Annotated in this window: 17 protein-coding genes, 2 pseudogenes and 1 riboswitch; of the genes and pseudogenes, 5 read left to right on the top strand and 14 right to left on the bottom strand. The window is 71.9% G+C overall.

Features of this window, described 5'->3' with window-relative positions:
- Positions 1-36: 36 nt before the first annotated feature.
- The 3 genes from ACWD01_RS22430 to ACWD01_RS22440 are packed head-to-tail and all read right to left on the bottom strand — an operon-like array spanning position 37 to position 5144.
- Complete coding sequence (locus tag ACWD01_RS22430) at positions 37-1230, bottom strand: alkaline phosphatase family protein (RefSeq protein ID WP_356895901.1); 1194 nt, start codon at positions 1228-1230, stop codon at positions 37-39.
- Entirely contained in the window at positions 1230-1814 is a 585-nt protein-coding gene (locus ACWD01_RS22435; RefSeq protein WP_451164467.1) for a DUF5998 family protein, read from the bottom strand. The genes ACWD01_RS22430 and ACWD01_RS22435 overlap by 1 nt, the downstream gene beginning before the upstream one ends.
- 36 nt (positions 1815-1850) lie before the next feature.
- Positions 1851-5144: a GNAT family N-acetyltransferase gene (locus ACWD01_RS22440; RefSeq protein WP_451164469.1), complete on the bottom strand. Its 3294-nt coding sequence runs from the start codon at positions 5142-5144 to the stop codon at positions 1851-1853.
- A 166-nt stretch (positions 5145-5310) separates the two neighbouring features.
- Here ACWD01_RS22440 and ACWD01_RS22445 point away from each other — a divergent pair, with 166 nt between their 5' ends.
- Positions 5311-5592 carry an HPr family phosphocarrier protein gene (locus tag ACWD01_RS22445; protein WP_005310999.1) on the top strand — a complete coding sequence of 94 codons (282 nt, stop codon included), beginning with the start codon at positions 5311-5313 and terminating at the stop codon, positions 5590-5592.
- Between the two features lie 198 nt (positions 5593-5790).
- Here ACWD01_RS22445 and ACWD01_RS22450 read toward each other — a convergent pair whose 3' ends face one another.
- The 4 genes from ACWD01_RS22450 to ACWD01_RS22465 form a co-directional block, all read right to left on the bottom strand.
- Complete coding sequence (locus ACWD01_RS22450) at positions 5791-6468, bottom strand: GntR family transcriptional regulator (RefSeq protein WP_356895894.1); 678 nt, start codon at positions 6466-6468, stop codon at positions 5791-5793.
- A 236-nt stretch (positions 6469-6704) separates the two neighbouring features.
- Positions 6705-7487: a M23 family metallopeptidase gene (locus tag ACWD01_RS22455; RefSeq protein WP_451164472.1), complete on the bottom strand. Its 783-nt coding sequence runs from the start codon at positions 7485-7487 to the stop codon at positions 6705-6707.
- Between the two features lie 13 nt (positions 7488-7500).
- Positions 7501-7662: riboswitch (cyclic di-AMP (ydaO/yuaA leader) on the bottom strand.
- Positions 7663-7902: 240 nt separating this feature from the next.
- Positions 7903-9270 (bottom strand): M16 family metallopeptidase, encoded by a 1368-nt coding sequence (locus ACWD01_RS22460; RefSeq protein ID WP_451164567.1) that lies wholly within the window; start codon positions 9268-9270, stop codon positions 7903-7905.
- A gap of 17 nt (positions 9271-9287) precedes the next feature.
- The gene (locus tag ACWD01_RS22465; protein WP_451164569.1) at positions 9288-10637 is read right to left on the bottom strand and encodes a M16 family metallopeptidase; all 1350 of its coding nucleotides are present in this window, start codon (positions 10635-10637) and stop codon (positions 9288-9290) included.
- Between the two features lie 244 nt (positions 10638-10881).
- On the opposite strand from ACWD01_RS22465, the gene ACWD01_RS22470 reads away from it, so the two are divergent.
- Complete coding sequence (locus ACWD01_RS22470; RefSeq protein ID WP_451164474.1) at positions 10882-13332, top strand: DNA gyrase/topoisomerase IV subunit A; 2451 nt, start codon at positions 10882-10884, stop codon at positions 13330-13332.
- A 13-nt stretch (positions 13333-13345) separates the two neighbouring features.
- On the opposite strand, the gene ACWD01_RS22475 is transcribed toward ACWD01_RS22470, so the two are convergent.
- Entirely contained in the window at positions 13346-14434 is a 1089-nt protein-coding gene (locus ACWD01_RS22475) for a CobW family GTP-binding protein (RefSeq protein WP_451164476.1), read from the bottom strand.
- Positions 14435-14510: 76 nt separating this feature from the next.
- Positions 14511-15287: pseudogene (locus tag ACWD01_RS22480) on the bottom strand (LacI family DNA-binding transcriptional regulator); the annotation flags it as partial.
- 139 nt (positions 15288-15426) lie between these two features.
- On the opposite strand from ACWD01_RS22480, the gene ACWD01_RS22485 reads away from it, so the two are divergent.
- Both ACWD01_RS22485 and ACWD01_RS22490 read left to right on the top strand, forming a co-directional pair.
- The gene (locus ACWD01_RS22485) at positions 15427-17124 is read left to right on the top strand and encodes an ATP-binding protein (RefSeq protein ID WP_451164478.1); all 1698 of its coding nucleotides are present in this window, start codon (positions 15427-15429) and stop codon (positions 17122-17124) included.
- Entirely contained in the window at positions 17121-17801 is a 681-nt protein-coding gene (locus tag ACWD01_RS22490; RefSeq protein WP_451164480.1) for a DUF7342 family protein, read from the top strand. The genes ACWD01_RS22485 and ACWD01_RS22490 overlap by 4 nt, the downstream gene beginning before the upstream one ends.
- 40 nt (positions 17802-17841) lie before the next feature.
- Here ACWD01_RS22490 and ACWD01_RS22495 read toward each other — a convergent pair whose 3' ends face one another.
- The 4 genes and pseudogenes from ACWD01_RS22495 to ACWD01_RS22510 all read right to left on the bottom strand — a co-directional run bounded on the left by ACWD01_RS22495 (position 17842) and on the right by ACWD01_RS22510 (position 22931).
- Positions 17842-19446, bottom strand: a complete 1605-nt coding sequence (locus ACWD01_RS22495; RefSeq protein ID WP_451164482.1) for a solute symporter family protein — start codon at positions 19444-19446, stop codon at positions 17842-17844.
- A complete protein-coding gene (locus ACWD01_RS22500) occupies positions 19443-19925 on the bottom strand; it encodes a DUF485 domain-containing protein (protein WP_451164484.1) in 483 nt (160 codons plus the stop codon). Before ACWD01_RS22500 ends, ACWD01_RS22495 begins: the two co-directional genes overlap by 4 nt.
- 95 nt (positions 19926-20020) lie before the next feature.
- Positions 20021-20628 (bottom strand): annotated as a pseudogene (locus ACWD01_RS22505) (response regulator).
- A 185-nt stretch (positions 20629-20813) separates the two neighbouring features.
- The gene (locus tag ACWD01_RS22510) at positions 20814-22931 is read right to left on the bottom strand and encodes a DNA gyrase/topoisomerase IV subunit B (RefSeq protein WP_451164486.1); all 2118 of its coding nucleotides are present in this window, start codon (positions 22929-22931) and stop codon (positions 20814-20816) included.
- A 434-nt stretch (positions 22932-23365) separates the two neighbouring features.
- Between ACWD01_RS22510 and ACWD01_RS22515 the strand changes: the two genes are divergently transcribed.
- Positions 23366-23596 carry a DUF7455 domain-containing protein gene (locus ACWD01_RS22515; protein ID WP_100109587.1) on the top strand — a complete coding sequence of 77 codons (231 nt, stop codon included), beginning with the start codon at positions 23366-23368 and terminating at the stop codon, positions 23594-23596.
- A 128-nt stretch (positions 23597-23724) separates the two neighbouring features.
- Here the strand turns inward: ACWD01_RS22515 and ACWD01_RS22520 are convergent, their stop codons facing one another.
- Positions 23725-24558 (bottom strand): S1 family peptidase, encoded by an 834-nt coding sequence (locus ACWD01_RS22520; protein WP_451164488.1) that lies wholly within the window; start codon positions 24556-24558, stop codon positions 23725-23727.
- Positions 24559-24739: the final 181 nt, after the last annotated feature.

Here is a 24739-nt window from a genome sequence, read left to right on the forward strand (position 1 = left end):
GGAAGTTGCGACCTTTCGGGTCTGGGCGGAAGGGAGTCAGGAGCGTACTTCGAGGAGCGGCACGAGCTGCTCGGCGGGGGTCATGGAGCCGTGCATGCCCACCATCGCGGACTCGTTCGGCTCGTTGACCGACGCGATGATCACCACGTCGTCGTGTGCCGCCGCGACGACGTCGCCGATCCGCCCGTACACCCGGTCGTCGATCCGGGGGCCGAACCAGCCGGCGGCGATCGCCTCGTCGCGGCTCGCCACCCAGAACTGCTCGCCCAGCACCTCGCGCCACACGGCGAGCACGTCGCTCTCCGCACCCGGCACGGCGTACACATGGCGGGCCCTGCCCTCGCCGCCGAGCAGCGCGACACCGGCCCGCAGCTCCCAGTCCTCGTCGAAGTCGATACGGGACTGCTCGTCGAAGGGGACGTCGATCATGCCGTGGTCGGCGGTGACGTACAGCGCGGCGCGCGGCGGGAGCTGGTCGGCGAGCCGCTCGACCAGTCGGTCGACGTACATGAGCTGGCCGCGCCAGGCGTCGGAGTCGATGCCGAAGCGGTGGCCCTTGCCGTCGACCTCGCTGTAGTACGTGTAGACCAGCGAGCGGTCACCGGCGGCGAGTTGCTGGGCGGCGAGGTCCACGCGCTCCTCGCCGGTCAGCCTGCCGTGGAAGGTGCCGCCGCTGAGGGCGACCTTGGTGAGCGGGGTCTGCTCGAACGTGGGCGACGACACCTGCGCGGTGTGCACCCCCGCCCGGTCCGCGAGCTGGAAGACGGTCGGGTACGGCTGCCACGTCTTCGGCGGCGTCCACGGTCTCCAGCGCAGCTGGTTCATCAGCTCGCCGGTCTCCGGGTTGCGCACCGTGTAGCCGGGCAGACCGTGCGCGCCGGGCGGCAGGCCGGTGCCGACGGAGGCGAGCGAGGTGGCGGTGGTGGCGGGGAAGCCGGCCGTGATCGGCGCTCCCGTGCCGCCGCGCGAGGTGCCGAGGAGGGACGTCAGATACGGGGCCTCCTCGGGGTGCGACCTGATCTGCTCCCAGCCGAGACCGTCGATCAGGAAAACGCAGTTCCGGTCGGCGGGCGTGAGCTCCGCGATCGACGGCGCGAGCCCCGGCACGCCCTGGCCTGCGGCGATCGTCGGCAGCAGATCGGCCAGCGAGCCGCTGCCGTACTCGGGCGCGGGCGCGGCGTGCACGTCCAGCGACACAGGGTCGTCCGGCCACACTGCGGGCTGGGCCATCAGCGGGTGGCTGCCGTGGCTTCGGAGAGCGCCTGGGCGAAGACCAGGGTCTGGCGCACGGTGTCCGGGCCGTCGCCGGCCTCGCTGACCCGCAGGCTCAGGTCGTCGGCCGTCGAGTTGCCGGTGTAGCCGTGGTCGGCGTCGCAGTTCGGGTCGCCGCAGGCGGCGGGCTCCAGGTCGAGACGTGAGACGGCGCCCCAGCCGATGGTCAGGACGACCTCGCGGGGCAGGGTACCCGGGGTGTACGCCTCCGGGTTGGCGACGACACGGCTGACCACGACGGACGAGATCCGGCTGAGCTTCACCGACTCGGTGGAGGTCGTGGCGTACGGCGTCGGGGAGCTGGAGTCGGCGGCCTGCTCGTCGGTGTGGCTGACGATGAACCGGTTCGCCGTCAGGACGAGGACCGTGACATGGCGGCGGACCTCGTTCGCGTCGAACGTGGTCTCCTGGTGCACCAGAAACGACGCGATGGGCTCGCCGCCGACGGCGGCCTCCACCGCCTCTGCCACGAGTGCCGGGTAGTAGCCGCTGCGCTCGATCGCCGCGCGCAGCCCCTGGGTCGTCGTACCGGTCTTCGCCATGCGGTCCATCCTACGGGCCCCGGAAGGCGCCGGTGCTCAGTAGCTGGGGAGCCTGCGGGGGCCCAGATCGCTGCGGGGCGGGGGCGGCGCGAGCCGCACGGACGCGTCCAGGACGCTGAGGCCGTGCTGGGCGACGACGACGGGCTCGAGGCTGACCCCGACCACTTCGGGGTGGTCGTCGACCAGCCGCGACACGCGCAGCAGCAGCTCCTCCAGCGCGGCCGTGTCGACCGGCGCGGAGCCACGCCAGCCGAACAGCAGCGGCGCGGTGCGGACGGTGCGGATCAGCTCGGCCGCGTCCCGGTCGGTGGCCGGGACCAGCCGGTGGGCCGTGTCGCCGAGCAGCTCGGACGCCGCACCGGCCAGCCCGAACGAGAGCACGGCCCCGACCGCCGGATCGATCGCGGCGCGCACGACGGTGTCCACGCCGCGCGGCACCATGGCCTGCACCACGGGCTGCAGCTCGGCGGGCTTGCCGAGCAGGTCCGTGAGCTCGCGGTACGCCTGGCGGAGCTGGGTCTCGTCCGCCAGATCGAGCCGTACGCCGCCGAGATCGGCGCGATGGCGCAGGTGGGGAGCGGTCGTCTTCAGTGCGACCGGGTAGCCGAGGCGCGCGGCCGCCTGCACGGCGGCGCCGGGGTCGGGCGCGGGGAGGGTGGGCCGCACATGGATGCCGTAGCGCGCGAGCAGCGTGTGCGCGTCGGCGGCGTCGAGCGCGAACCCCCTCCGGTCCGCCGCTTTTGCGAGCGTCCGCTCGATCTGCGCGGCGGCCCCCGACTCGTCGATGTCCTCGTACTGAGGCACCCGCCCCGGCTCGGCTGCCTGCCGTCGCCACTGCCCGTACTTCACGGCCTCGGCAAGCGCCCGCACGGCCCGCTCGGCGGCGGGATACGCGGGAATCCGCCGGGTGTCCCTGCGGGACGGGGCGGGCCCGGCGGAGCCGGGGGCGTCGGGAGCGGGTGCACTGGGCCCCGGCGCCGGGGCGGCGGTGCCGGACTGCGCGGCGCGGCTGGGGGCGGGCGGGGCTACGCCACCCGGCGCAGGAGCGCCTGCGGCGGAGCCGGGGCCCATGGCGGCGGGACCGCTGCCGGCAGCCTGCGCGGCGTCGGCCGACGTAACCGGGGCACGGGCGGGCCCCTCCGGGGCAGCGCCCGTGCCAGCGGGGGCGTCCGACGGTGAACCATCAGTGCCCGCCGGCCCGCCCCCGGCCGCACCACCCCGACCGGGCGCACCCTGGCCAGGGCCGTCACCGGCGGAGCCGGTGCCTGTGGCGGCGGGGCCGCCAGGACCCGAAACCGGGACAGCCGCGCCGTCGGGGCTGCCCGAAGGCGAAAGACCAGTGCCCGCCGACCGGCCGTCGGCCGCACCACCCCGACCGGGGGCACCCGGGCCCAGCCCGGCCGCAGCCGGGTCCGGGGCCAGGGCAGCCCCGGTCCCGGCCTGGCCCGCGCCCCCGGCCGCGGGCGGGGCCGTGCTGGAGGCGGCGGCCAGGGCGTCGGCCAGGGCGCCCATTTCTACGTGGACCACCGCCACCGGCTTCGCCGGCGCCGTGGCCGAGGCCGAGCGGAGGGCCGTGGCGAGGACCTCGCCGTCGCCGGATTCCGTGACGCCGTTCTCCCCGACCCACGGGATCGCCGTGACGATCACCGCGTCGCACGCGTCGTCCACCAGCGCCTGCGCGAGCGCCGCGCGGAAGTCTGCGGGCGTGGCCGCCGTCGTGAGGTCGCGCGGCGGGAGCGGGCGCAGCCCTTCCGCGAGGCAGGCGTCGTAGGTGAGCAGCCCGAGGGACTCGGAGTTGCCGAGGATCGCGACCCGCGGCCCCCTCGGCAGCGGCTGCCCGGCCAGCATGAGGCCCGCGTCGACGAGTTCGGTGACCGTGTCGACGCGGATCACGCCCGCCTGCCGCAGCAGCGCCCCGACGGTGGCGTCGGGGATACGGGTGAAGGGCACGGCGTGCCCGGGCGGCGCGCTGCCGCTGTGCCGCGCGCCCTTGACGACGACGACCGGCTTGACCGCGGCCGTGCGCCGCGCGAGGCGGGTGAACTTGCGCGGGTTGCCGATGGACTCCAGGTACATCAGGACGACGTCGGTGTCGGGGTCCTCGTGCCAGTACTGGAGGAAGTCGTTGCCGGACACGTCCGCCCGGTTCCCGGACGAGATGAAGGAGGACACGCCCGCGCCGCGCCGGTGCAGTCCGGACAGCAGGGCGATGCCGATCGCGCCGGACTGGGTGAACAGCCCGATCCGGCCGGGTGCCGGGGCCTCCGGCGCGAGGGAGGCGTTGAGCCGGACGGCGTCCGAGGTGCTGATGATGCCGAACGAGTTGGGCCCGATGATCCGCATCCCGTACGAGCGCGCCTGCCGCACCAGTTCGCGCTGCCGCTCCCGGCCGGCCGGGCCGCTCTCCGCGTAGCCGGCGCTCAGCACGACGAGACCCTGGACGCCGTGCTCGCCGCAGTCGGTGACGGCCTCCGGCACGCGTTCGGCCGGGACGGCGACGATCGCCAGGTCGACGGGCTCGCCGATGTCGCCGACCGAGCGGACCGCCGGCACGCCGTCGATCTCGCCGCGTCCCTCCGGGAACGCGCGGTTCACCGCGTACACCCGACCGGTGAAGCCCGCTCCGAGGAGGTTGCGCAGCGCGGTGCGGCCGACGCCGCCGGGCAGCCGGCCGGCTCCGACGACGGCGATGGAGCCGGGGGCGAGCAGCCGTTGGACCGAGCGTGCCTCGGCGCGCTGTTCGCGGCCGCGCTGCACGGCGACGGACTCCGCCGTCGGTTCGAGGTCGAGGGTCAGATGGACGGACCCGTCCTCGAAGCTGCGCCGCTGGGTGTATCCCGCGTCCCGGAAGACCTTGATCATCTTGGAGTTGGCCGGCAGCACCTCCGCGGCGAACCTCCGGATGCCGCGCTCCCTGGCGACCGCCGCGATGTGTTCGAGCAGGGCGGACGCGACGCCGCGCCCCTGGTGGGCGTCCTGGACGAGGAAGGCGACCTCGGCCTCGTCGGCGGGGGCGCTCGCGGGGCGGCCCTGCGCGTTGATCCGGTCGTAGCGGACGGTGGCGATGAACTCGCCGCCGACCGTGACCGCGAGCCCGACCCGGTCCACGTAGTCGTGGTGGGTGAAGCGGTGGACGTCCTTGGCGGACAGCCGCGGGTAGGGGGCGAAGAAGCGGTAGTACTTCGACTCGTCGGAGACCTGCTCGTAGAAGCTGACCAGCCGGTCGGCGTCCTCGGTCGTGATGGGCCTGATCCGGGCGGTGCCGCCGTCGCGCAGCACCACGTCTGCTTCCCAGTGAGCCGGGTAGGCGTGCTCCTGCGAGGTCTGCATGGTGCAAAGCCTACGGCGCGGCGCAGCGGTCGCGCCGCCGGTTGCCGGCGGGCAGTCTGAGGAGGCCGCACGGGCGGTCCGGCACCGCCTCGGACCGGTCGGAGGGCACGCCGGAACACATGAGAGACTGGTCTAGACAACCCGCTAAGACTTGAAGGGCAACACCATGGCTGAGCGCCGCGTCAATGTCGGCTGGGCCGAGGGCCTTCACGCCCGCCCCGCGTCCATCTTCGTCCGTGCCGCGACGGCTGCCGGCGTCCCCGTGACGATCGCCAAGGCCGACGGCAACCCGGTCAACGCCGCCTCCATGCTCGCCGTGCTCGGCCTGGGCGCGCAGGGCGGCGAGGAGATCGTCCTCGCCTCCGACGCGGACGGCGCCGAGGCCGCCCTGGACCGTCTGGCCAAGCTGGTCGCCGAGGGTCTCGACGAGCTTCCCGAGACGGTCTGAGCCGAGTCCCCCTCAGTTCAGTACGACAGAACCGCGGTGCCCCGATACGGGGGCGCCGCGGTTCTGCATTCCCGGGACCACCGCTTTCCCGGAACCGCCCACGCGCTTTCCGCGAGCACCACGAATTCACGGACGCCGTCGGGAAAAGGAAATCCATAAAAGAAGCAGCACCGCACCACTTTTTATATACGCCGTCTGTTAATTCCGGCCGCTCGTGGTGTTTACGGGATGTTGCGAAGTCCTCACCCGCACGGTGCGCCGCAGCCGGTGCGCCCCGGCGGACCGCTCCGCGTGCAGCGCCGTCAGCGCCCGCGCCCGCTCGGCGTCACCGCGCGCCACGGCGTCGACGATCGCCCCGCGCTCGGCCCATGCCTCGACCGGCGCGGCCGGCTGCTCCACCGCGTACATCCAGGCGATCTTGTGCCGCAACTGGGTGAGCAGCGCGGTCAGTCCGGGGCTGCCGCAGGACTGGGCGAGCGTCTCGTGGAACCAGTTGCCGAGGGAGCGCAGATCCTCGCCCTGACCCCGGCGTGCCCGCTCCTGCCCCAGCCTGACCAGGCCTCGAAGCACCTTGAGGTGTGCCTCGGTACGGCGCTGTGCGGCTCGGGCCGCCCCCAGGGGCTCCAGCAGCATGCGGACCTCCAGGAGGTCGGCGGCCTCCTGCTCCGTGGGCTCGGCGACGCAGGCGCCCGCGTGCCGCCGGGTGACGACGAACCCCTCCGACTCCAGGGTGCGCAGCGCTTCGCGCACCGGGACCCGGGAGACCCCGTAGCGGCGGGCGAGCTGCTCCTCGGTGAGCCGGCTGCCGCGTTCGAAGACACCGGAGACGATGTCGTCGCGGATCGCCGTGCATACCGAGTGCGCGGGAATACGCATGACCGAACCTCCGCCTTGATCCGAGCGAAACGCAGCCGTTGGACGTGTCTTCCCGTGACTCTATTGCAATGTGCGCCGTTTTCCGACGGCGGCCGGGAAACCATGGAAATCTCTTGGCACGCACGGCAATCGCGGAATGGCGGAAACGGCACGGAATAGGCCGAAGGCCCCCGGCGGGAAGCCGGGGGCCTTGCGAGCGGGTGCGACGGGCGGGCCGCACGGCGGGGACGCCGGGGTCAGACGGCGACGCCGTGCGAGCGCAGGTAGGCGACCGGGTCGATGTCGGAGCCGTACTCGGCCGTGGTCCGCGCCTCGAAGTGCAGGTGCGGCCCGGTCGAGTTGCCGGTCGAGCCGGAGAGCCCGATCTGCTGGCCGGGCGTGACCTGCTGGCCGGCGAAGACGCCGATGGACGCCAGGTGGCCGTACTGCGTGTAGGTGCCGTCGTTCATCCGGATCACGACGCTGTTGCCGTACGCGCCGTCCCAGCCGGCCTCGACGACGGTGCCGGAGCCCACGGACACGACGGAACTGCCGGACGGGGCGCGGAAGTCGACGCCGGAGTGGGAGCCGGAGGACCACAGGGCGCCGCCGGTCTTGTAGCCGGTGGTCACGAAGGAGCCGGCGATGGGGAGCTGGAAGGAGTTCAGCCGCCGGCGCTCGGCCTCACGGGCGGCGCGCTCCTCGGCCTCGCGGGCCTCCTTGGCGCGCGCCTCCGCCTTGCGCTTGGCCTCCGCCGCGGCCTTCTCCCGCGCACGGGCCTGGGCGGCGGCCTCCTCGGCCTCCTGCTTCTGCGCGGCGGCCTGGTCGGCTATCTCGTCGGCGAGCGAGCCCATGGTGATGATCTGGGTGAGGCCGGTGTCCTCGGCGGAGAGGGCGGAAGCGTCTGCGGCGAGAGCCGGGGAGGCGAGGGTTCCGACGACGCCGGTGGTGGCGAGTGCGGCGGCGCCGGCCAGTTTCGCGCTCCTGCGCGTCAGGCGGCTCGGGGCACGATGCTTCCCGGTGGCACGGGTGAACGCCATGGAGAGGCTGATCCTTTCCTTCCTTCTCGCCTACCGGGTTAGCTGACGGGTTCGGAGCAGGAAGGTCTCCTACGGGCGCCTCCGCTCGGGCGAAGGTGTCCGATTCACCCCAGGGACTGATTGGGTCCCCGGCTCCCCAGGCTCGCGCCTGACGGGGACTCGGCGATGACTGCCCGACGCCGCGGGCGCGACGATCTTCAGACGAACAGCCGGACCGACGCTAGGCATCTCGTCCGTCAATCGCCAAACGGACAGCCCGTTTTGTAGCGCATGCCACAGGGCAGACAGGCAACCTCTCCCGCAAAACGGGCATACGACGGAACCCCGGCAAACGATCCGAAGCCGGGGTTCCGCTTGTCTGCGCCTGACGGGCGATCCGCCGGTTTCGGCCTGCTGCCCGATCGGCGGCTTCCGTTCAGCCCGTGACAACCCTCACTTCGCCGATGCCGAGCGCCTTGACGGGTTCGGCGATCTGCGACGCGTCGCCGACGAGCACCGTGACAAGCCGGTCCACCGGGAAGGCGTTGACCACGGCCGCGGTCGCCTCCACCGTGCCGGTCTCCGCCAGCCGTACGTACAACTGGGCCTGGTAGTCGTCCGGGAGGTGCTGCTCGACCTGGTCGGCCAGGGTGCCCGCGACGGAGGCCGCCGTCTCGTACTTCAGCGGGGCGACGCCCACCAGGTTCTGCACGGCGACGTCACGTTCGGCGTCGGTGAGGCCCTCGGCCGCGAGCGTGCGGAGCACCTTCCACAGGTCGTCCAGCGCGGGGCCGGTGTTGGGCGTGTCCACCGAGCCGCTGATGGCGAGCATGGCCGCGCCCGAGCCGTCCGGCGCGGAGAGCAGCACCTGTCCGAAGGCCCGTACGCCGTAGGTGTAGCCCTTCTCCTCGCGCAGTACGCGGTCGAGGCGGGAGGTGAGGGTGCCGCCGAGGCAGTACGTGCCGAGCACCTGGGCGGGCCAGACACGGTCGTGACGGTCGGCTCCGACCCGGCCGACGAGCACCTGGGTCTGCACGGCCCCGGGACGGTCCACGACGATCACGCGGCCGGTGTCGTCGGCGGTGATCGCGGGCACCGGGTGCGGGGCGGCCTTGTCGCCCGTCCAGGTGCCGAGCGAGTCGCCGAGCACGGCGTCCAGGTCGACGCCGGTGAGGTCGCCGACGATCACGGCGGTCGCCGTCGCGGGGCGCACATGGGCCTCGAAGAAGGCGCGCACGGCCGCGGCGTCGATACGGGCCACCGTCTCCTCGGTGCCCTGGCGGGGGCGCGAGACGCGCAGCGCGGCCGGGAAGAGCTCCTTGGAGAGCTGCTTGGCGGCACGGCGGCCCGGGTTCGCCGTCTCGTGCGGGATCTCGTCGAGGCGGTTGCGGACCAGCCGCTCGACCTCGCTCTCCGCGAAGGCGGGGGTCCGCAGCGCCTCGGCGAGCAGACCGAGCGCCTTGGGGAGCCGGGAGACCGGGACCTCCAGCGACACCCGGACCCCGGGGTGGTCGGCGTGGGCGTCCAGGGTGGCGCCGCAGCGCTCCAGTTCGGCGGCGAACTCCTCCGCGGAGTGCTTGTCGGTGCCCTCCGACAGGGCGCGCGCCATGATCGTGGCGACGCCGTCGAGGCCCTCGGGCTCGGCGTCCAGCGGGGCGTCGAGGCAGACCTCGACCGCCACCACCTGCTGGCCGGGCCGGTGGCAGCGCAGCACCGTCAGGCCGTTGTCGAGCGTGCCGCGCTCGGGGGCCGGGAAGGCCCAGGGCCGGGCGGTGCCCGGGGCCGGCTGCGGATGGAAGTCCATGGTCACGGCAGCGTCGCTCACTGGTCCGTCCCTTCGTGCTCGTGTCCGTCGGCCGCTTCGGTCTCTTCCGCGGCGACAGGTTCGTAGACCAGCACCGCCCTGTTCTCGGGGTGCAGACGCGCCTTCGCGACCGCCCGCACCTCCTCCGCGGTGATGTCGAGCACCCGCGTGACGGCGCTGAGCGCCAGCTGCGGGTCGCCGAACAGCACCGCGTAGCGGCAGAGTTCGTCGGCGCGGCCCGACACCGTGCCGAGCCGGTCCAGCCACTCGCGCTCGAGCTGGGCCTGGGCCCGCTCCATCTCCTCCGCCGTCGGGCCCTCGGCGGCGAAGCGCGCCAGCTCCTCGTCGACGGCCGCCTCGATCCCGGGGACCTCGACGCCGCCGGAGGTCTTGACGTCCAGCCAGCCCATCGACGGGGCGCCGGCCAGCCGCAGCAGGCCGAACCCGGCCGCGACGGCGGTCCGGTCGCGGCGCACCAGGCGGTTGTGGAGCCGGGAGGACTCCCCGCCGCCGAGGACGGTCAGCGCCAGGTCCGCGGCGTCGCACTCGCGGGTGCCGTCGTGCGGCAGGCGGTAGGCGGCCATCAGGGCGCGGGCCGGGACCTCTTCGACGACCTCCTCGCGGAGCTGGGCGCCGATGTTCTCCGGCAGGGTGCCGTCACGGGGCGGCTGCTTGCCGTCGTGAGACGGGATGGACCCGAAGTACTTCTCGATCCAGGCGAGCGTCTGCTCGGGGTCGATGTCGCCGACGACCGACAGCACCGCGTTGTTCGGCGCGTAGTACGTGCGGAAGAAGGCACGGGCGTCCTCGAGGGTCGCCGCGTCCAGGTCGGCCATCGAGCCGATCGGGGTGTGGTGGTAGGGGTGGCCCTCCGGGTAGACGAGGGAGGTCAGCTTCTCGAACGCGGTGCCGTAGGGCACGTTGTCGTACCGCTGGCGGCGCTCGTTCTTGACGACGTCGCGCTGGTTCTCCATCGACTCGTCGTCGAGGGCGGTCAGGAGCGAGCCCATGCGGTCGGCCTCGAGCCAGAGCGCCAGCTCCAGCTGGTGGGTGGGCATCGTCTCGAAGTAGTTGGTCCGCTCGAAGCTGGTGGTGCCGTTCAGCGAGCCGCCGGCTCCCTGCACGAGCTCGAAGTGGCCGTTCCCCTTCACCTGCGCCGAGCCCTGGAACATCAAGTGCTCGAAGAGGTGGGCGAGTCCTGTACGGCCCTTGACCTCGTGGCGTGAACCGACGTCGTACCAGAGGCAGACCGCGGCGACCGGGGTCAGGTGGTCCTCGGAGAGCACCACGCGCAGGCCATTCGCCAGGCGGTGCTCGGTCGCTGTCAGGCCGCCGGAACCGGCCTGCGCTGTGGCCGTGTGACCCATGGGCATGTACGTCCCTTCGATCGCGAAAACGTGAAAGTGCTGCCAGACCTGCCACTGTATGCAAGCGTGCCGACACCTGGCGAAGTTCCCGGGCCCGGTATCCGCGTTCTTCCCCCCTGCCGGAGCGCCGCGTTCCGCCCCCGGCGCGGTGCGGAACACGGGTCGCGGTCGGCGTTGTCAGCGGGACGGTCCACAATGGTCGGCGTCAGACGCCCACCTGGTACGTGAAGGAGCAGCAGCCGCGATGGCCCGCCGCAGCACGAAGACCCCACCGCCGGACGACTTCGAGGAGAGGATCCTCGACATCGACGTGGTGGACGAAATGCAGGGCTCCTTCCTCGAGTACGCGTACTCGGTGATCTACTCCCGGGCCCTGCCGGACGCACGCGACGGCATGAAGCCGGTGCACCGCCGCATCGTCTACCAGATGAACGAGATGGGACTGCGTCCCGACCGCGGCTATGTGAAGTGCGCCCGCGTCGTCGGCGAGGTCATGGGAAAGCTGCACCCGCACGGTGACGCGTCGATCTACGACGCCCTCGTGCGCATGGCGCAGCCGTTCTCCATGCGCCTCCCACTGGTCGACGGCCACGGCAACTTCGGCTCGCTGGGCAACGACGACCCGCCCGCCGCCATGCGGTACACCGAGTGCCGGATGGCCGACGCCACCAGCCTGATGACCGAGTCGATCGACGAGGACACGGTCGACTTCCAGTCCAACTACGACGGCCAGGAGCGTGAGCCCGTCGCGCTGCCCGCCGCCTATCCGAACCTGCTGGTCAACGGCGCGTCCGGGATCGCGGTCGGCATGGCGACCAATATGCCTCCGCACAATCTGGGCGAGGTCGTGGCCGCGGCGCGTCACCTCATCCGGTATCCCGGCGCGGACCTCGAGACGCTGATGCGCCATGTGCCGGGCCCCGACCTGCCGACCGGCGGCCGCATCGTCGGCCTGAGCGGCATCAGGGACGCCTACGAGTCGGGCCGCGGTTCGTTCAAGATCCGCGCCACGGTGTCCGTGGAGAACGTCACCGCGCGCCGCAAGGGCCTGGTCGTCACGGAACTGCCGTTCACGGTCGGCCCGGAGAAGGTCATCGCCAAGATCAAGGACCTGGTCGGGTCGAAGAAGCTCCAGGGCATCGCGGACGTCAAGGACCTCACCGACCGTTCGCACGGCCTGCGCCTGGTCATCGAGGTCAAGAACGGCTTCATCCCGGAGGCCGTGCTCGAGCAGCTGTACAAGCTGACTCCCATGGAGGAGTCCTTCGGCATCAACAACGTGGCGCTGGTCGACGGACAGCCGCTCACGCTCGGTCTGAAGGAACTGCTCGAGGTCTATCTCGACCACCGCTTCGAGGTCGTCCGGCGGCGCAGCGAGTTCCGGCGCACCAAGCGCCGCGACCGGCTGCATCTGGTCGAGGGGCTGCTCGTCGCCCTCATCGACATCGACGAGGTCATCCGGCTCATCCGGTCCAGCGAGAACTCGGCGCAGGCGAAGGAGCGGCTGATCGAGCGCTTCTCCCTGAGCGACGTCCAGACGCAGTACATCCTGGACACCCCGCTGCGCCGGCTCACCAAGTTCGACCGCATCGAGCTGGAGAGCGAGCGCGACCGGCTCAACGGCGAGATCGACGAGCTGACCGGCATCCTCGAGTCGGACTCCGAGCTGCGCAAGCTGGTCTCCGCCGAACTGGCCTCGGTGGCGAAGAAGTTCGGCACTCCGCGGCGCACGGTCCTGCTGGAGTCCGCGGGTTCGCCCGCGCCGGCGGCCTCGCTCCAGGTGGCGGACGACCCGTGCCGGGTGCTGCTCTCCTCCACCGGTCTGCTCGCGCGCACGGCCACGGGCGAGCCGCTCGACGAGGGCCGGAGCAGACGCACCAAGCACGATGTGATCGTCTCGGCGGTACTCACGACCCAGCGCGGCGAGGTGGGCGCGGTGACGTCGGCCGGGCGACTGCTGCGGCTGTCCGTGATCGACCTGCCGCAGCTGCCGGACACGGCGACCGCCCCCAACCTCTCCGGGGGTGCGCCGATCTCGGAGTTCCTGTCGCTGGAGGGCGACGAATCGGTCATGTGCCTCACCACGCTCGACGAGTCGTCGCCGGGGCTCGCGCTCGGCACACTGCAGGGCGTGGTCAAACGAGTGGTGCCCGACTATCCCTCCAACAAGGAGGAGCTGGAGGTCATCACGCTCAAGGACGGCGACCGGATCGTCGGCGCCGTCGAGCTGCACACCGGCGAGGAGGACCTGGTCTTCATCACCTCCGACGCCCAGCTGCTGCGCTACCCGGCCTCGCAGGTGCGTCCGCAGGGCCGTCCGGCGGGCGGTATGACCGGCGTCAAGCTCACGGAGGGCGCGGAGGTCATCTCCTTCACCGCGGTCGACCCGTCCGGGGACGCGGTCGTGTTCACGGTGGCGGGTTCGCACGGCACGCTGGACGACTCGATCGCGACGGCGAAGCTGACGCCCTTCGACCAGTACCCGCGCAAGGGGCGGGCCACCGGCGGGGTGCGCTGCCAGCGCTTCCTGAAGGGCGAGGACGTGCTGATCCTGGGCTGGGCGGGCGCGGCGCCGGCCAGAGCGGCGCAGAAGAACGGCTCCCCCGCCGAGCTCCCGGAGATCGACCCGCGCCGCGACGGCTCCGGCACGCCTCTCACCTCGCCGGTCGCGGTCCTCGCGGGCCCGGCGAGCTAGGGCGACGCGGGGGCTAGAGCTCGTAGCTGTCGAAGGGGTCCTCGGACGGGTCGTCCGAGGACCTTTTCGGTACGTAGCGCAGGACGCCCCACAGGCTGTGCTCCTCCGGGGTGTCCTCGGCTGCGGTGAGACGGGCGGAGTCGAGTTCCGCGACCAGTGCGGGGGCGTCGACGCCGGAGCCGATGAGCACCAGTTCGGTCCGGCGAGCGGTGTCGCCCGGCGGCCAGGGCTCGGGGTGGAAGCGCAGGAACCGGCCCACGGAGTGGACCGCGTACCGGTTGCCCGGGTCGAGCGCGCCGAAGTCGACGAACCCCTTGATGCGGTACAGCCCTTCGGGGCGCGAGTCGAGGAAGTCCAGCAGCCGGCGCGGGTGCAGCGGGTCCTTCGAAGTGAACGAGGCGGTCTCGTAGGCGGTGTGCAGATGGCCGTCGTGGTGATCACGACCGTCGTGGTCGTCGTCGTAGAGGTCCTCGAACGACAGCTGGCCGACCCGCTCGGTCCGCGGCCGCGGCTCGAAGAACAGCTCGGGGTCGACGCGCCCGTACGACGCCGGGATCACGGCGGCGCCCCGGGCGAGCCCGGTGACCGTCTCGCGCAGCGCGCGCCGCTCCGCCTCGCCGACCCGGTCCGCCTTGTTCAGTACGACGAGGTCGGCGACGGCCAGGTGGCGGTCGGTCTCCGGGTGCTTCTCCCGGGTCCGCTCGAACTCGGCCGCGTCGACGACCTCGACGAGGCCGCCGTACACGATCCGTTCGTTGTCGCTGGCCAGGACCATCCTGACCAGCTCCTGCGGTTCTGCGAGGCCGCTCGCCTCGATGACGATCACGTCGAGACCGGCCGCGGGCCGGGTGAGCCGGTCGAGGAACACGTCGAGCTCGCTCGCGTCGACCGCGCAGCACAGGCAGCCGTTGCCGAGCGAGACCGTGGAGTCGCCGAGCTGTCCGGCCACGGTCATGGCGTCGATCTCGATGGACCCGAAGTCGTTGACGATCGCCCCGATCCTGGTCGCGCGGCTGGTGCGCAGCAGATGGTTGAGCAGCGTCGTCTTACCGGATCCCAGAAAGCCCGCGAGGACGATGACGGGGATCTGCGGCTTGCTCAAGACGGCACCTCCGGGGCTGCGACGGCTGCGGATCCCAGGATATGGGGGTCCTACCTTGATCGTGGGTTGGACGGGCCCGCCGCCGCACGGCCCGTACCGCGCCGAGAGCCAGCGGGTCGCTCGCGCAGATGATCCCGGTGACGCCCCGCTCCAGCAGCCGGGCCGCCGTCTGCCCGCCCTCCGGGGAGAACATCGAGCGCTCCACGTACTCGTCGGGCAGCGGCGCCCCCGCCGCGCCGGCCACCGCACGCGCGGCGGCGAGCTTGCGCCGCGAGGGCACATGGTCGCCGGGGCCGAGGACGAGGCCGATGAGCTCGTGGCCGAGCGAGGCGAGGTGCCGCCACGCCTGTTCCACGGCGACGGCGTCGTCGCAGGAGATGCAGGGGAAGTCGAGGCCCTCGATGGAGGCGTTGACGAGTACGACGGGGATCTTGCGGTCGGCCAGCAGCCGGTAGTGGTCGTGCGGGGCGTCGGCCTGGGCGAACAGACCGCCGGCGAACACGACGCCGGAGACCTGCTGCTGGAGCAGGAGCTCGACGTAGTCCGCCTCCGAGACGCCTCCCTTGGTCTGCGTGCACAGCACGGGAGTGAGTCCCTGCTGCGCCAGCGCACCGCCGATCACCTCGGCGAACGCCGGAAAGATCGGGTTCTGCAGCTCGGGCAGCACCAGCCCGACCAGCCGCGCGCGCTCGCCCCGCAGCTGGGTCGGCCGCTCGTAGCCGAGGACGTCCAGGGCCGTCAGCACGGACTGCCGGGTGGCCTCGGAGACCCCCGGCTTGCCGTTGAGGACACGGCTGACCGTGGCCTCGCTGACCCCCACCTTCTTCGCCACCTGAGCAAGTCGTCGCGTCAAGCGCGCAAGACTGGCGCAAGCCATGCAAGCGGCTTGCGCTGATCCCGCACCAGGACGAAAGGCCGCCGCGAGCAGCGCAAGCGCCTTGCGCGGGCACCGCATTTCCGGAATGGAGCCGCCACCCTTACCGTTCGTAGGCATGAGTCCCGCACCGACCGCCCCCGCCCGGCGACGGCGGTTCGGCTGGCCGCAGCGAGTGTTCTCCCAGGTGCTGCTGATGCAGCTGGCGATCGTCACCGGGGTCACCGCACTGGCCACCGGCCTGTTCCTCGCCCCGCTCAGCGCCCAGCTCGACGACCAGGCGATGCGCCGTGCGCTCGCCATCGCGGAGACGACCGCGTCACCGGAGCTCGCGGAGGAGCTGACCGCCTCCCGGCCGACCGCCGACGGACCGGTGCAGGCCGAGGCCGAGCGGATCAGGCAGGCCACCGGGGCCGAGTACATCGTGGTCATGGACGGCCGCGGGGTGCGCTGGTCCCACACGTCCCCCGAGCGGATCGGCCGGGTCGTCTCCACCGACCCGAGCGAGGCGCTGGCCGGGCAGGACGTGATGGAGATCGACAGCGGCACCCTCGGCCGCTCCGCCCGCGGCAAGGTGCCGCTGCGCGACACGGACGGGACGATCGTCGGCGCGGTGTCCGTCGGGATCGAGTACGACAGTGTGCGGGCGAGGCTGCTGGCCGCGATCCCGGGGCTGCTCGCCTACGCCGGTGGCGCGCTGGCCGTCGGGGCGCTCGCCGCCTATCTCATCTCCCGCCGGCTCCAGCGCCAGACCCACGACCTCGCCTTCTCCGACATCTCCGCGCTGCTCGCCGAGCGCGAGGCGATGCTGCACGGCATCAGGGAAGGAGTCGTGGCACTGGACGACGCGGGGCGTGTCCGGCTGCTGAACGACGAGGCGCAGCGGCTGCTCGGCGTGGGCCCCGAGGCCATCGGCCGGCCGCTGGAGGAGGTACTGGGCGAGGGGCGCACCAGCGATGTGCTGGCGGGCCGGGTGAGCGGGGACGATCTGCTGACCGTACGGGGCAGCCGGGTCCTCGTCGCCAACCGGATGCCGACCGACGACGGCGGCGCCGTCGCCACGCTGCGCGACCGGACGGAGCTCGAGCAGCTGGGCCGGGAGCTGGACTCCACCCGCGGTCTGATCGACGCGCTGCGCGCCCAGGACCACGAGCACGCGAACCGGCTGCACACTCTGCTGGGCCTGCTGGAACTGGAGATGCACCAGGAGGCGGCCGAGTTCGTCACGGAGGTCGTCGGGGTGCACCGGACGACCGCCGAGCAGGTCACGGAGAAGGTCCACGACCCGCTGCTCGCGGCGCTGCTGGTCGGCAAGGCGACGGTCGCCGCGGAGCGCGGCGTCTCGCTGGGCGTCGCCCCCGCGACCCTGCTGCCCGACCGGCTGGTGGATCCGCGCGGACTGGTGACGGTGGTCGGCAACCTCGTGGACAACGCGCTGGACGCGGCCGCGGGCACCCCGGACCCGAGGGTCGAGGTCGAGTTGCGCGCGGAGGGGAGCACGGTGGTCCTGCGGGTCTCGGACAGCGGCCCCGGCATCCCGGACGGACAGCGCGAGCTGATCTTCACGGAGGGCTGGTCGACCAAGGAGCTGCCCGCCCACGGCAAGCGCGGCCTGGGTCTGCCGCTGGTGCGCAGGTTCGCGGAGCGGCAGGGCGGCAGCGCGGCGGTCCGCGCGTCGGCTGCGGGCGGCGCCGAGTTCAGCGTCGTACTGCCGGACGCCCTGACCGAGCCCGGCACCCCGGACGGCGCACCGGCGGAAGAGGCCGGGATCGGGGCGCCGGCGGGTGGCACACGAGAGATCCGGCAGGCACGATGATCAACGTACTGGTCGTGGACGACGACGTCCGGGTCGCGGAGATCAACGCCGCCTATGTCGCCAAGGTCGCGGGCTTCCGGGTGGTGGCACGGGCCCATTCGGCCGCCGAGGCGCTCGCCCGGATCGCCGAGGTGCCCGTCGATCTGATCCTGCTCGATCACTATCTGCCGGACGAGAACGGGCTGTCGGTCGTCCGCGAACTGCGTGCGCTCGGCCACCAGACGGACGTGATCATGGTGACGGCGGCCAGGGACGTGGCCACCGTCCAGGCGGCGATGCGCCACGGCGCGCTGCAGTACCTCGTCAAGCCGTTCAACTTCGCCGGGCTGCGCGCCAAGCTGGAGGCGTACGCGACGCTGCGGCGCACCCTCGACGGCGGCGGCGAGGCCGAACAGGCGGAGGTGGACCGGATCTTCGGCACCCTGGCGGCCGGTGTGATCGCCCCCGAGCTGCCGAAGGGCCACTCGCCGACCACGGCGGAACTGGTGCGGCAGGTGCTGCTGGCCGCCGACGGCCCGCTGTCGGCCCAGGAGATCGCGGACCGGGCGGGGGTGAGCCGGCAGACCGCCCAGCGCTATCTGAAGCTCCTGGAGCGGTCGAGCAGGGTCCGGCTGTCGCTCCGCTACGGCGAGACGGGCCGCCCGGAGCACCGCTACGTGTGGGCGTCGAGCATCTGACGGGCGCGGGGCGGCCGCACGCGCGCGCCACCCGGCACGGTCAGACCGCGCCGGCTCCGGTGAGCGCCCGTACCTCGGTCTCGGCGTGCTTCGCCGCGTCCGGCGGCTCGGAGGAGACGACCGTGCCGATCCAGCCGGCGAGGAAGCCGAGCGGGATGGAGACGAGCCCCGGGTTCTCCAGCGGGAAGACATGGAAGTCCACACCGGGGAAGAGCGACCGCTCGCCGCCGGAGACGACCGGTGACAGAACGACCAGCAGCACGGCGGGCACCAGCCCCCCGTAGACGGACCAGACCGCACCGCGCGTGGTGAAGTTCCGCCAGAACAGCGAGTAGAGCAGGACCGGAAGGTTCGCCGAGGCGGCGACGGCGAAGGCCAGGCCGACGAGGAACGCGACGTTCAGGTCGCGGGCCAGCAGCCCGAGGGCGATCGCGACCGCGCCGATGCCGATGGCGGCGACGCGCGCGACGGCCACCTCGCCGTACTGCCGCCGCCGGCCGGAGGGGCGACCGCTCCGCAGCGTGGCGTACAGATCGTGGGCGACGGACGTGGAGGAGGCGAGGGTGATGCCTGCGACGACGGCCAGGATCGTCGCGAACGCCACGGCCGCCACGACCGCGAAGAGCACGGTGCCGCCGGTGGAGCCGGCGCCGCCGCCCAGGTCGAGGGCGAGCAGGGGGACGGCGGTGTTGCCGGCGGCGTTGGACGCCCGTACCTCCGCGGTGCCGACCACGGCGGCCGCTCCGAAGCCGAGCACGATCGTCATCAGATAGAAGCCGCCGATGAGTCCGATGGACCAGACGACCGACCGGCGGGCGGCCCGCGCGGTGGGCACGGTGTAGAAGCGCGCCAGGATGTGCGGCAGTCCGGCCGTGCCGAGGACCAGCGCCAGGCCCAGGCTGATGAAGTCCAGGCGGGCGGTCCAGTCCCCGCCGTACCTCAGGCCGGGAGCGAGGAAGTCCGCGCCGTGACCGCTGCGCGCGGCGGCGGAGTTGAGCAACTGGTCGAAGTCGCCGTGGAAACGCACCAGTACGAGCACGGTCAGCGCCATCGCGCCGGCCATCAGCAGCACGGCCTTCACGATCTGGATCCAGGTGGTGGCCCGCATCCCGCCCAGCGACACATAGATCACCATCAGGGCCCCGACGCCGACGACGGTCCACGAGCGCGCGGCCTCGCTCGTCCCGCCGAGCAGCAGTGCGACCAGGCTGCCGGCTCCCACCATCTGCGCCACCAGATAGAGCACGGAGACGGTGATCGAGGAGGTCCCCGCCGCGATCCGGACGGGCCGCTCCCTCATCCGCGCGGCGACGACGTCGGCGAGGGTGAACCGGCCGCAGTTGCGGACCAGTTCGGCGACGAGCAGGAGCACCACCAGCCAGGCGACCAGGAAGCCCACGGAGTAGAGCATGCCGTCGTAGCCGTAGAGCGCGATGAGGCCGGAGATGCCGAGGAAGGAGGCGGCGGACATGTAGTCGCCGGCGATGGCGAATCCGTTCTCCATCGGGGAGAACAGCCGCCCGCCCGCGTAGAACTCCTCCGCGGAACCGTGCCTGTTGCGGCTCACCCAGGTGGTGATCGCGAGGGTGACCGCGATGAATACGCTGAACAGCAGCAGTGCGAGCGCCTGGTGATCCCCCGTCAACGCCTGGCCCCCCTGGTCATCTCCTGGGTGTCCCACCGCAGATCCAGTGCCGCCCGGTCGCGGCGCAGCCTGGCGTGGCGGACGTACGCCCAGGTCAGCAGGAACGTGGTGAGGAACTGCGCGAGCCCCGCGACCATCGCCACGTTGACCGCGCCGACGACCGGCCTGGCCATCAGGTCCGGCGCCGTCGTCGCCGCGACCACGTATGCCAGGTACCAGAGGAGGAAGGCCGCGCAGGCGGGGACGACGAACCGCCGGTAGCGGGCGCGTACTTCCTGGAACGCCTCACTGCGCTGCACCTCCAGATAGATCTCGGCGGCGCTGCGCGCGGCCGCAGGGCCGTCGCCCGGGGCGGGCAGCCCGTCAGGGGCAGGGGCTCCGGTGCCGTCCCGGTCGCTCCAGCCGGAGGCCAGTGCGTCGCACCACGGGTCTTCGAGCCGTACCGGGGCGACATCCCGGTCTTCCTGCTTCTCCACCATCGACACTCCTTGCCGCGGCGAACCGTTCAGGCCGCCTGCCCAAGGATGGACAGAGTGGGAAGATCCAGGACTCTTCTCTCGAGGTCTTCACCCCATCAGGTGACGTTCCTCCCAGGAGGCTGCGCAAGCCCTTCCCGATAGGCGTACCGGACGGCCTGGGCCCGGTCGTGGAGTCCCGCCTTGGCGAACAGGTTGTCGATGTGGGTCTTCACCGTGGCGGTGGAGATGCCGAGGCGCCGCGCGATGTCGGCGTTGCCCGGCCCTTCGGCGATCAGCGTGAGCACCTCGCCCTCGCGCGCGGTCAGTCCGTCGGGCAGCCGGGAGGGGTGAAATGGGCGGGTTCCGCCGTGACCTGGTCGATGAGCCGGCTCTGGACCACCGGGGAGAGCCCGGCCCGCCCGGCGACGACCTCCTGGATCGCCCGGACGATCTCGTCGCCGTCGGCGTCCTTGGTGAGGTAGCCCCGGGCGCCGGCCCGCAGCGCGGCGAAGAGCGAGTGGTCGTCGGCGTAGGTCGTGAGCACGACGACCTGGGTGGCGGGGTGCTCCTCGCGGATCCGGCGGGTGGCCTCCACCCCGTCGACCCGCGGCCTCCGCAGGTCCATGAGGACGACGTCGGGGGCGAGTTCGGCGACGAGGGCGACCGCCTCCGCGGCGACGGCCCAGGTGGCCAGCGCGGCGAACAGGGCGATGTCGAGCGCCATCCGGGCCCGTGGGACACCGATACGGGAAAGCGCCTCCCGGGTGGGCCACCGGGTCCACCTGCCACCGCGCAGGTCCGCCTCCTCGGTCCGGGCCGATGCTACGGAGGGAGACGGCGCCGCGGATCGGACCGGGGGTGGAGCTGTCGTCTCCACCCCCGGGTGGGCAGGGCCCGGCGGTCCGGCCGTCAGGCGTCGATGCGCGAACGGTCCAGGGTGGCCGCCGAGCTGGTGATGAACTCCTTGCGGGGCGCCACCTCGTTGCCCATGAGCAGGTCGAAGACCTGCTCCGCGGCCTCCAGGTCGCCGATGTTGATCCGGCGCAGCGTGCGGTGGCGCGGGTCCATCGTGGTCTCGGCGAGCTGGTCGGCGTCCATCTCTCCGAGGCCCTTGTAGCGCTGGATCGAGTCCTTGAAACGGACCCCCTTGCGCTGGAACTCCAGCAGGGTCTGCCGCAGCTCGTTGTCCGAGTACGTGTAGATGTACTTGTCCTGGCCCTTCTTGGGCTGGATCAGCTCGATCCGGTGCAGCGGCGGCACGGCCGCGAAGACCCGGCCGGCCTCCACCATGGGCCGCATGTAGCGCTGGAAGAGCGTGAGCAGCAGGATCCGGATGTGGGCGCCGTCGACGTCGGCGTCGACCAGCAGGACGATCTTCCCGTACCGGGCGGCGTCGATGTCGAACGTACGGCCCGAGCCGGCTCCTATGACCTGGATGATCGCGCCGCACTCGGCGTTCTTCAGCATGTCCGAGACGGACGCCTTCTGAACGTTCAGGATCTTGCCGCGGATCGGCAGCAGCGCCTGGAACTCGCTGTTGCGCGCCAGCTTGGCGGTGCCGAGCGCCGAGTCCCCCTCGACGATGAACAGCTCGCTGCGCTCCACGTCGTCGCTGCGGCAGTCGGCGAGCTTGGCGGGCAGCGAGGAGGACTCCAGGGCCGTCTTCCGGCGCTGGGCCTCCTTGTGCTGGCGGGCGGCGATGCGCGTACGGGCGGCCGCGACGGCCTTCTCCAGCACCGCGCGGGCCTGGGCCTTGGCGTCCCGCTTGGTGGACGTCAGGAACGCCTTGAGCTCCTTGGCCACGACGGCGGCGACGATCCTGTTGGCCGCCGAGGTGCCCAGCACCTCCTTTGTCTGGCCCTCGAACTGCGGCTCGGCCAGCCGGACGGTGACGACGGCGGTGAGGCCCTCCAGGGCGTCGTCCTTGACGATGTCGTCCTCGGCGACGCGCAGCATCTTGGCGGAGCGCAGCACCTCGTTCATCGTCTTCGTCACGGAGCGTTCGAACCCGCTCACATGGGTGCCGCCCTTGGGGGTGGCGATGATGTTGACGAAGGACTTGAGAGTGGTGTCGTACCCGGTGCCCCAGCGCAGCGCGATGTCGACGCCGAGCTCACGGGTGACCTCGGTCGGGGTCATGTGACCGCGGTCGTCGAGGACGGGGACGGTCTCCTTGAAGGTGCCATGGCCGGTGAGCCGCACCACGTCGCAGACGGCCTTGTCCTGGGCCAGGTACTCGCAGAACTCGCTGATGCCGCCGTCGAAGCGGAACGTCTCCTCGGTCTTGCCTGCGCCCTCGAGGGCGCGCTCGTCCCGCACGACGATGGTCAGGCCGGGCACCAGGAAGGCGGTCTGGCGGGCGCGCTGGTGCAGGTGGTCCAGGGAGAGCTTGGCGTCCTTGAGGAAGATCTGCCGGTCCGCCCAGTACCGGACGCGGGTGCCGGTGCGGGCCTTCGGCACGCGCTTGATCTTGCGCAGTCCGTTGGCGGGGTCGAACGGGGCGTCGGGACCGGACTCGGTGAAGATCCCGGGGACGCCGCGGCGGAAGCTGATGGCGTGCGTGGAGCTGTTGCGGTCGACCTCGACGTCGAGGCGGGCCGACAGCGCGTTCACCACGGAGGCGCCCACGCCGTGCAGACCGCCGGACGCGGCGTACGAGCCGCCGCCGAACTTGCCGCCGGCGTGCAGCTTGGTCATGACGACCTCGATGCCGGAGAGGCCGGTCTTCGGCTCGACGTCGACGGGGATTCCCCGGCCGTTGTCGCGGACCTCCACGGAGCTGTCCTCGTGGAGAATGACCTCGATGTGGTCGCAGTACCCGCCGAGAGCCTCGTCGACCGAGTTGTCGATGATCTCCCAGAGGCAGTGCATCAGGCCCCGGCTGTCGGTCGACCCGATGTACATGCCAGGGCGCTTGCGAACCGCCTCGAGCCCCTCAAGTACGAGCAGGTGCCGCGCGGTGTAGTTGGAACCGTCACGGTCTGCGGTCAGCAGCGCACTGGACGGCACGGACGTCTCGGCGGTCACGCGGTTCGCTCCTCGCTGAATTTGGAAAGTGGCCTGTGGGGGTATAGGCCCGGCGTCTGTCACCGGGTCAGAGCGTACAGAGGCCTGGTAGAGCCGATGTAACGCCACCCACGTGAAAACTCATGCTAGTCCAGAGTCGCAAAGGTGTTCGATCCCTCGATGGGGTGACGTGCACATCACGTTCCCTTCCAGGCATGAACCATTTAGGCTCCGGGCACGTCCTCATGAACAACCGGCAACCCAGCCGGGAGGGCCAAACGAGACAAGCAACGCGAAATCCGTAGAGCGAAGCAATACGGCTCATTCGCCGCCAACCGGCAGCAGACAGCCACCTCGGGAAAAAGTTTCGAGGAAAAGCCACGAGCGGGAACGTTTTCGGGCTGGTTGGATGTTGACCCTGGTACGACAGCTCGTCGAGCTAGAGAAGAGGCGACGTGACTACTGTTCTGACCCCCGCGAGCCCGCTGACGGCCGCTGACCGCTGCGACCGCTGCGGCGCCCAGGCGTATCTGCGCGTCGTACTGATCAGTGGTGGTGAACTGCTCTTCTGTGCCCACCACGGGCGCAAGTTCGAGCCGGAACTCAAGAAGATCGCCGCGGAAATACAGGATGAGACGGACCGCCTGACGGCCGTGCCGGCCGGCGCCGGTGAAGAGGACCACTGACGCCTCACATCCCGACGAGCCAGTAGCCGGTCCAGGACCGGCCGACGGGCGGCTCCCCCGGACACCGGGGGAAGCCGCCCGCTCTCGTTCCGTCACCCGTCCTCGGCAGAGTCCTCAGCCGTGGCCGGTCATTTGCCGGTCCCTGCCAGGGGCGGAGCCACCGCTGCGACCCTCGTGTAGACCCCCGGCCCGTCGGGCCGTCCGCAACCGCTGCCCCAGGAGACGAGGCCGATGAGCCTGCCCTCGGCGATCAGCGGGCCTCCGCTGTCCCCCTGGCAGGCGTCGTGGCCGCCCTGCGGGTCCCCGGCACACAGCATCGTGGATGGCTGGTACCTGCTCCCCCGCCCGCCGGGGTACGCGCTCGCGCACGTCTCGTCCGGCAGTACGGACACCCGCGACGCCCTCAGGGCTGACGCGTAACTGCCGTCACCCTTCGTGTCGCCCCAGCCGTAGACCGTAGCGGCCGTGCCGGCCTCGTACGCCGGGTCGCCCGCTTCGGCCACCGGCAGCACATGATCCGCGGGCAGGGCATCGGCCAGCGTCAGCAGCGCCATGTCGGCACTGTTGGTCACCGGGTCGTACTCGGGCGTCACCCAGGTCTCCCGCACCGGGACCTCCTGCCCGCCACCGCCCGTCAGCTCCGAACGGCCCGCGATGATCTGCAGGTCGCGCACGGACGCGGCGTCCTTGCCCAGCACGGCCGTGCTCAGACAGTGGGCGGCCGTCATCACCGTGGTCGGCGCCACGACCACGCCCCCGCAGAACTGCCCGCTGCGCGTTGCGCCGAACCGGTCACGGCTGGCCAGCGCCACGACCCACGGGGCCTCCTCGGCACGCACCTCGTAACCGCCGATGACCACCCTGTCCGCTGCGGCGGGCAGGGGCGTCGCCAGTGGTGTCACGACCGTTGCTGCGATCAGGGCCGGCACCCCGGCCAGGGCTCGGGCAGTTGGCCGACGCATATGGTCTCCTGACTCTGCGTGAATCCGGTCCAACTCAGAGTCCGCCAGCCGACCGCCTCGCGCACCCCATGACACGGCGAAGAACCCGGCCCCACGGGGATCCGGGTCCTTCGCCACCGGCTCTCGGACCGGCATCCGCTCGACCGCGTACGCCCCCGCCCGAGGGCCAATACCCTGGACC

The sequence above is a fragment of the Streptomyces sp. NPDC002835 genome (genome assembly GCF_053591995.1).

Bases quoted from the DNA above. Each gene is read 5' to 3' on its own strand.
- ACWD01_RS22455 (WP_451164472.1), bottom strand. From the start codon at position 7,487: ATGGCGTTCACCCGTGCCACCGGGAAGCATCGTGCCCCGAGCCGCCTG.
- ACWD01_RS22435 (WP_451164467.1), bottom strand. From the start codon at position 1,814: ATGGCGAAGACCGGTACGACGACCCAGGGGCTGCGCGCGGCGATCGAG.
- ACWD01_RS22460 (WP_451164567.1), bottom strand. From the start codon at position 9,270: ATGGACTTCCATCCGCAGCCGGCCCCGGGCACCGCCCGGCCCTGGGCC.
- ACWD01_RS22440 (WP_451164469.1), bottom strand. From the start codon at position 5,144: ATGCAGACCTCGCAGGAGCACGCCTACCCGGCTCACTGGGAAGCAGAC.
- ACWD01_RS22445 (WP_005310999.1), top strand. From the start codon at position 5,311: ATGGCTGAGCGCCGCGTCAATGTCGGCTGGGCCGAGGGCCTTCACGCC.
- ACWD01_RS22520 (WP_451164488.1), bottom strand. From the start codon at position 24,558: ATGCGTCGGCCAACTGCCCGAGCCCTGGCCGGGGTGCCGGCCCTGATC.
- ACWD01_RS22450 (WP_356895894.1), bottom strand. From the start codon at position 6,468: ATGCGTATTCCCGCGCACTCGGTATGCACGGCGATCCGCGACGACATC.
- ACWD01_RS22485 (WP_451164478.1), top strand. From the start codon at position 15,427: ATGAGTCCCGCACCGACCGCCCCCGCCCGGCGACGGCGGTTCGGCTGG.
- ACWD01_RS22465 (WP_451164569.1), bottom strand. From the start codon at position 10,637: ATGGGTCACACGGCCACAGCGCAGGCCGGTTCCGGCGGCCTGACAGCG.
- ACWD01_RS22430 (WP_356895901.1), bottom strand. From the start codon at position 1,230: ATGGCCCAGCCCGCAGTGTGGCCGGACGACCCTGTGTCGCTGGACGTG.
- ACWD01_RS22500 (WP_451164484.1), bottom strand. From the start codon at position 19,925: ATGGTGGAGAAGCAGGAAGACCGGGATGTCGCCCCGGTACGGCTCGAA.
- ACWD01_RS22490 (WP_451164480.1), top strand. From the start codon at position 17,121: ATGATCAACGTACTGGTCGTGGACGACGACGTCCGGGTCGCGGAGATC.
- ACWD01_RS22470 (WP_451164474.1), top strand. From the start codon at position 10,882: ATGGCCCGCCGCAGCACGAAGACCCCACCGCCGGACGACTTCGAGGAG.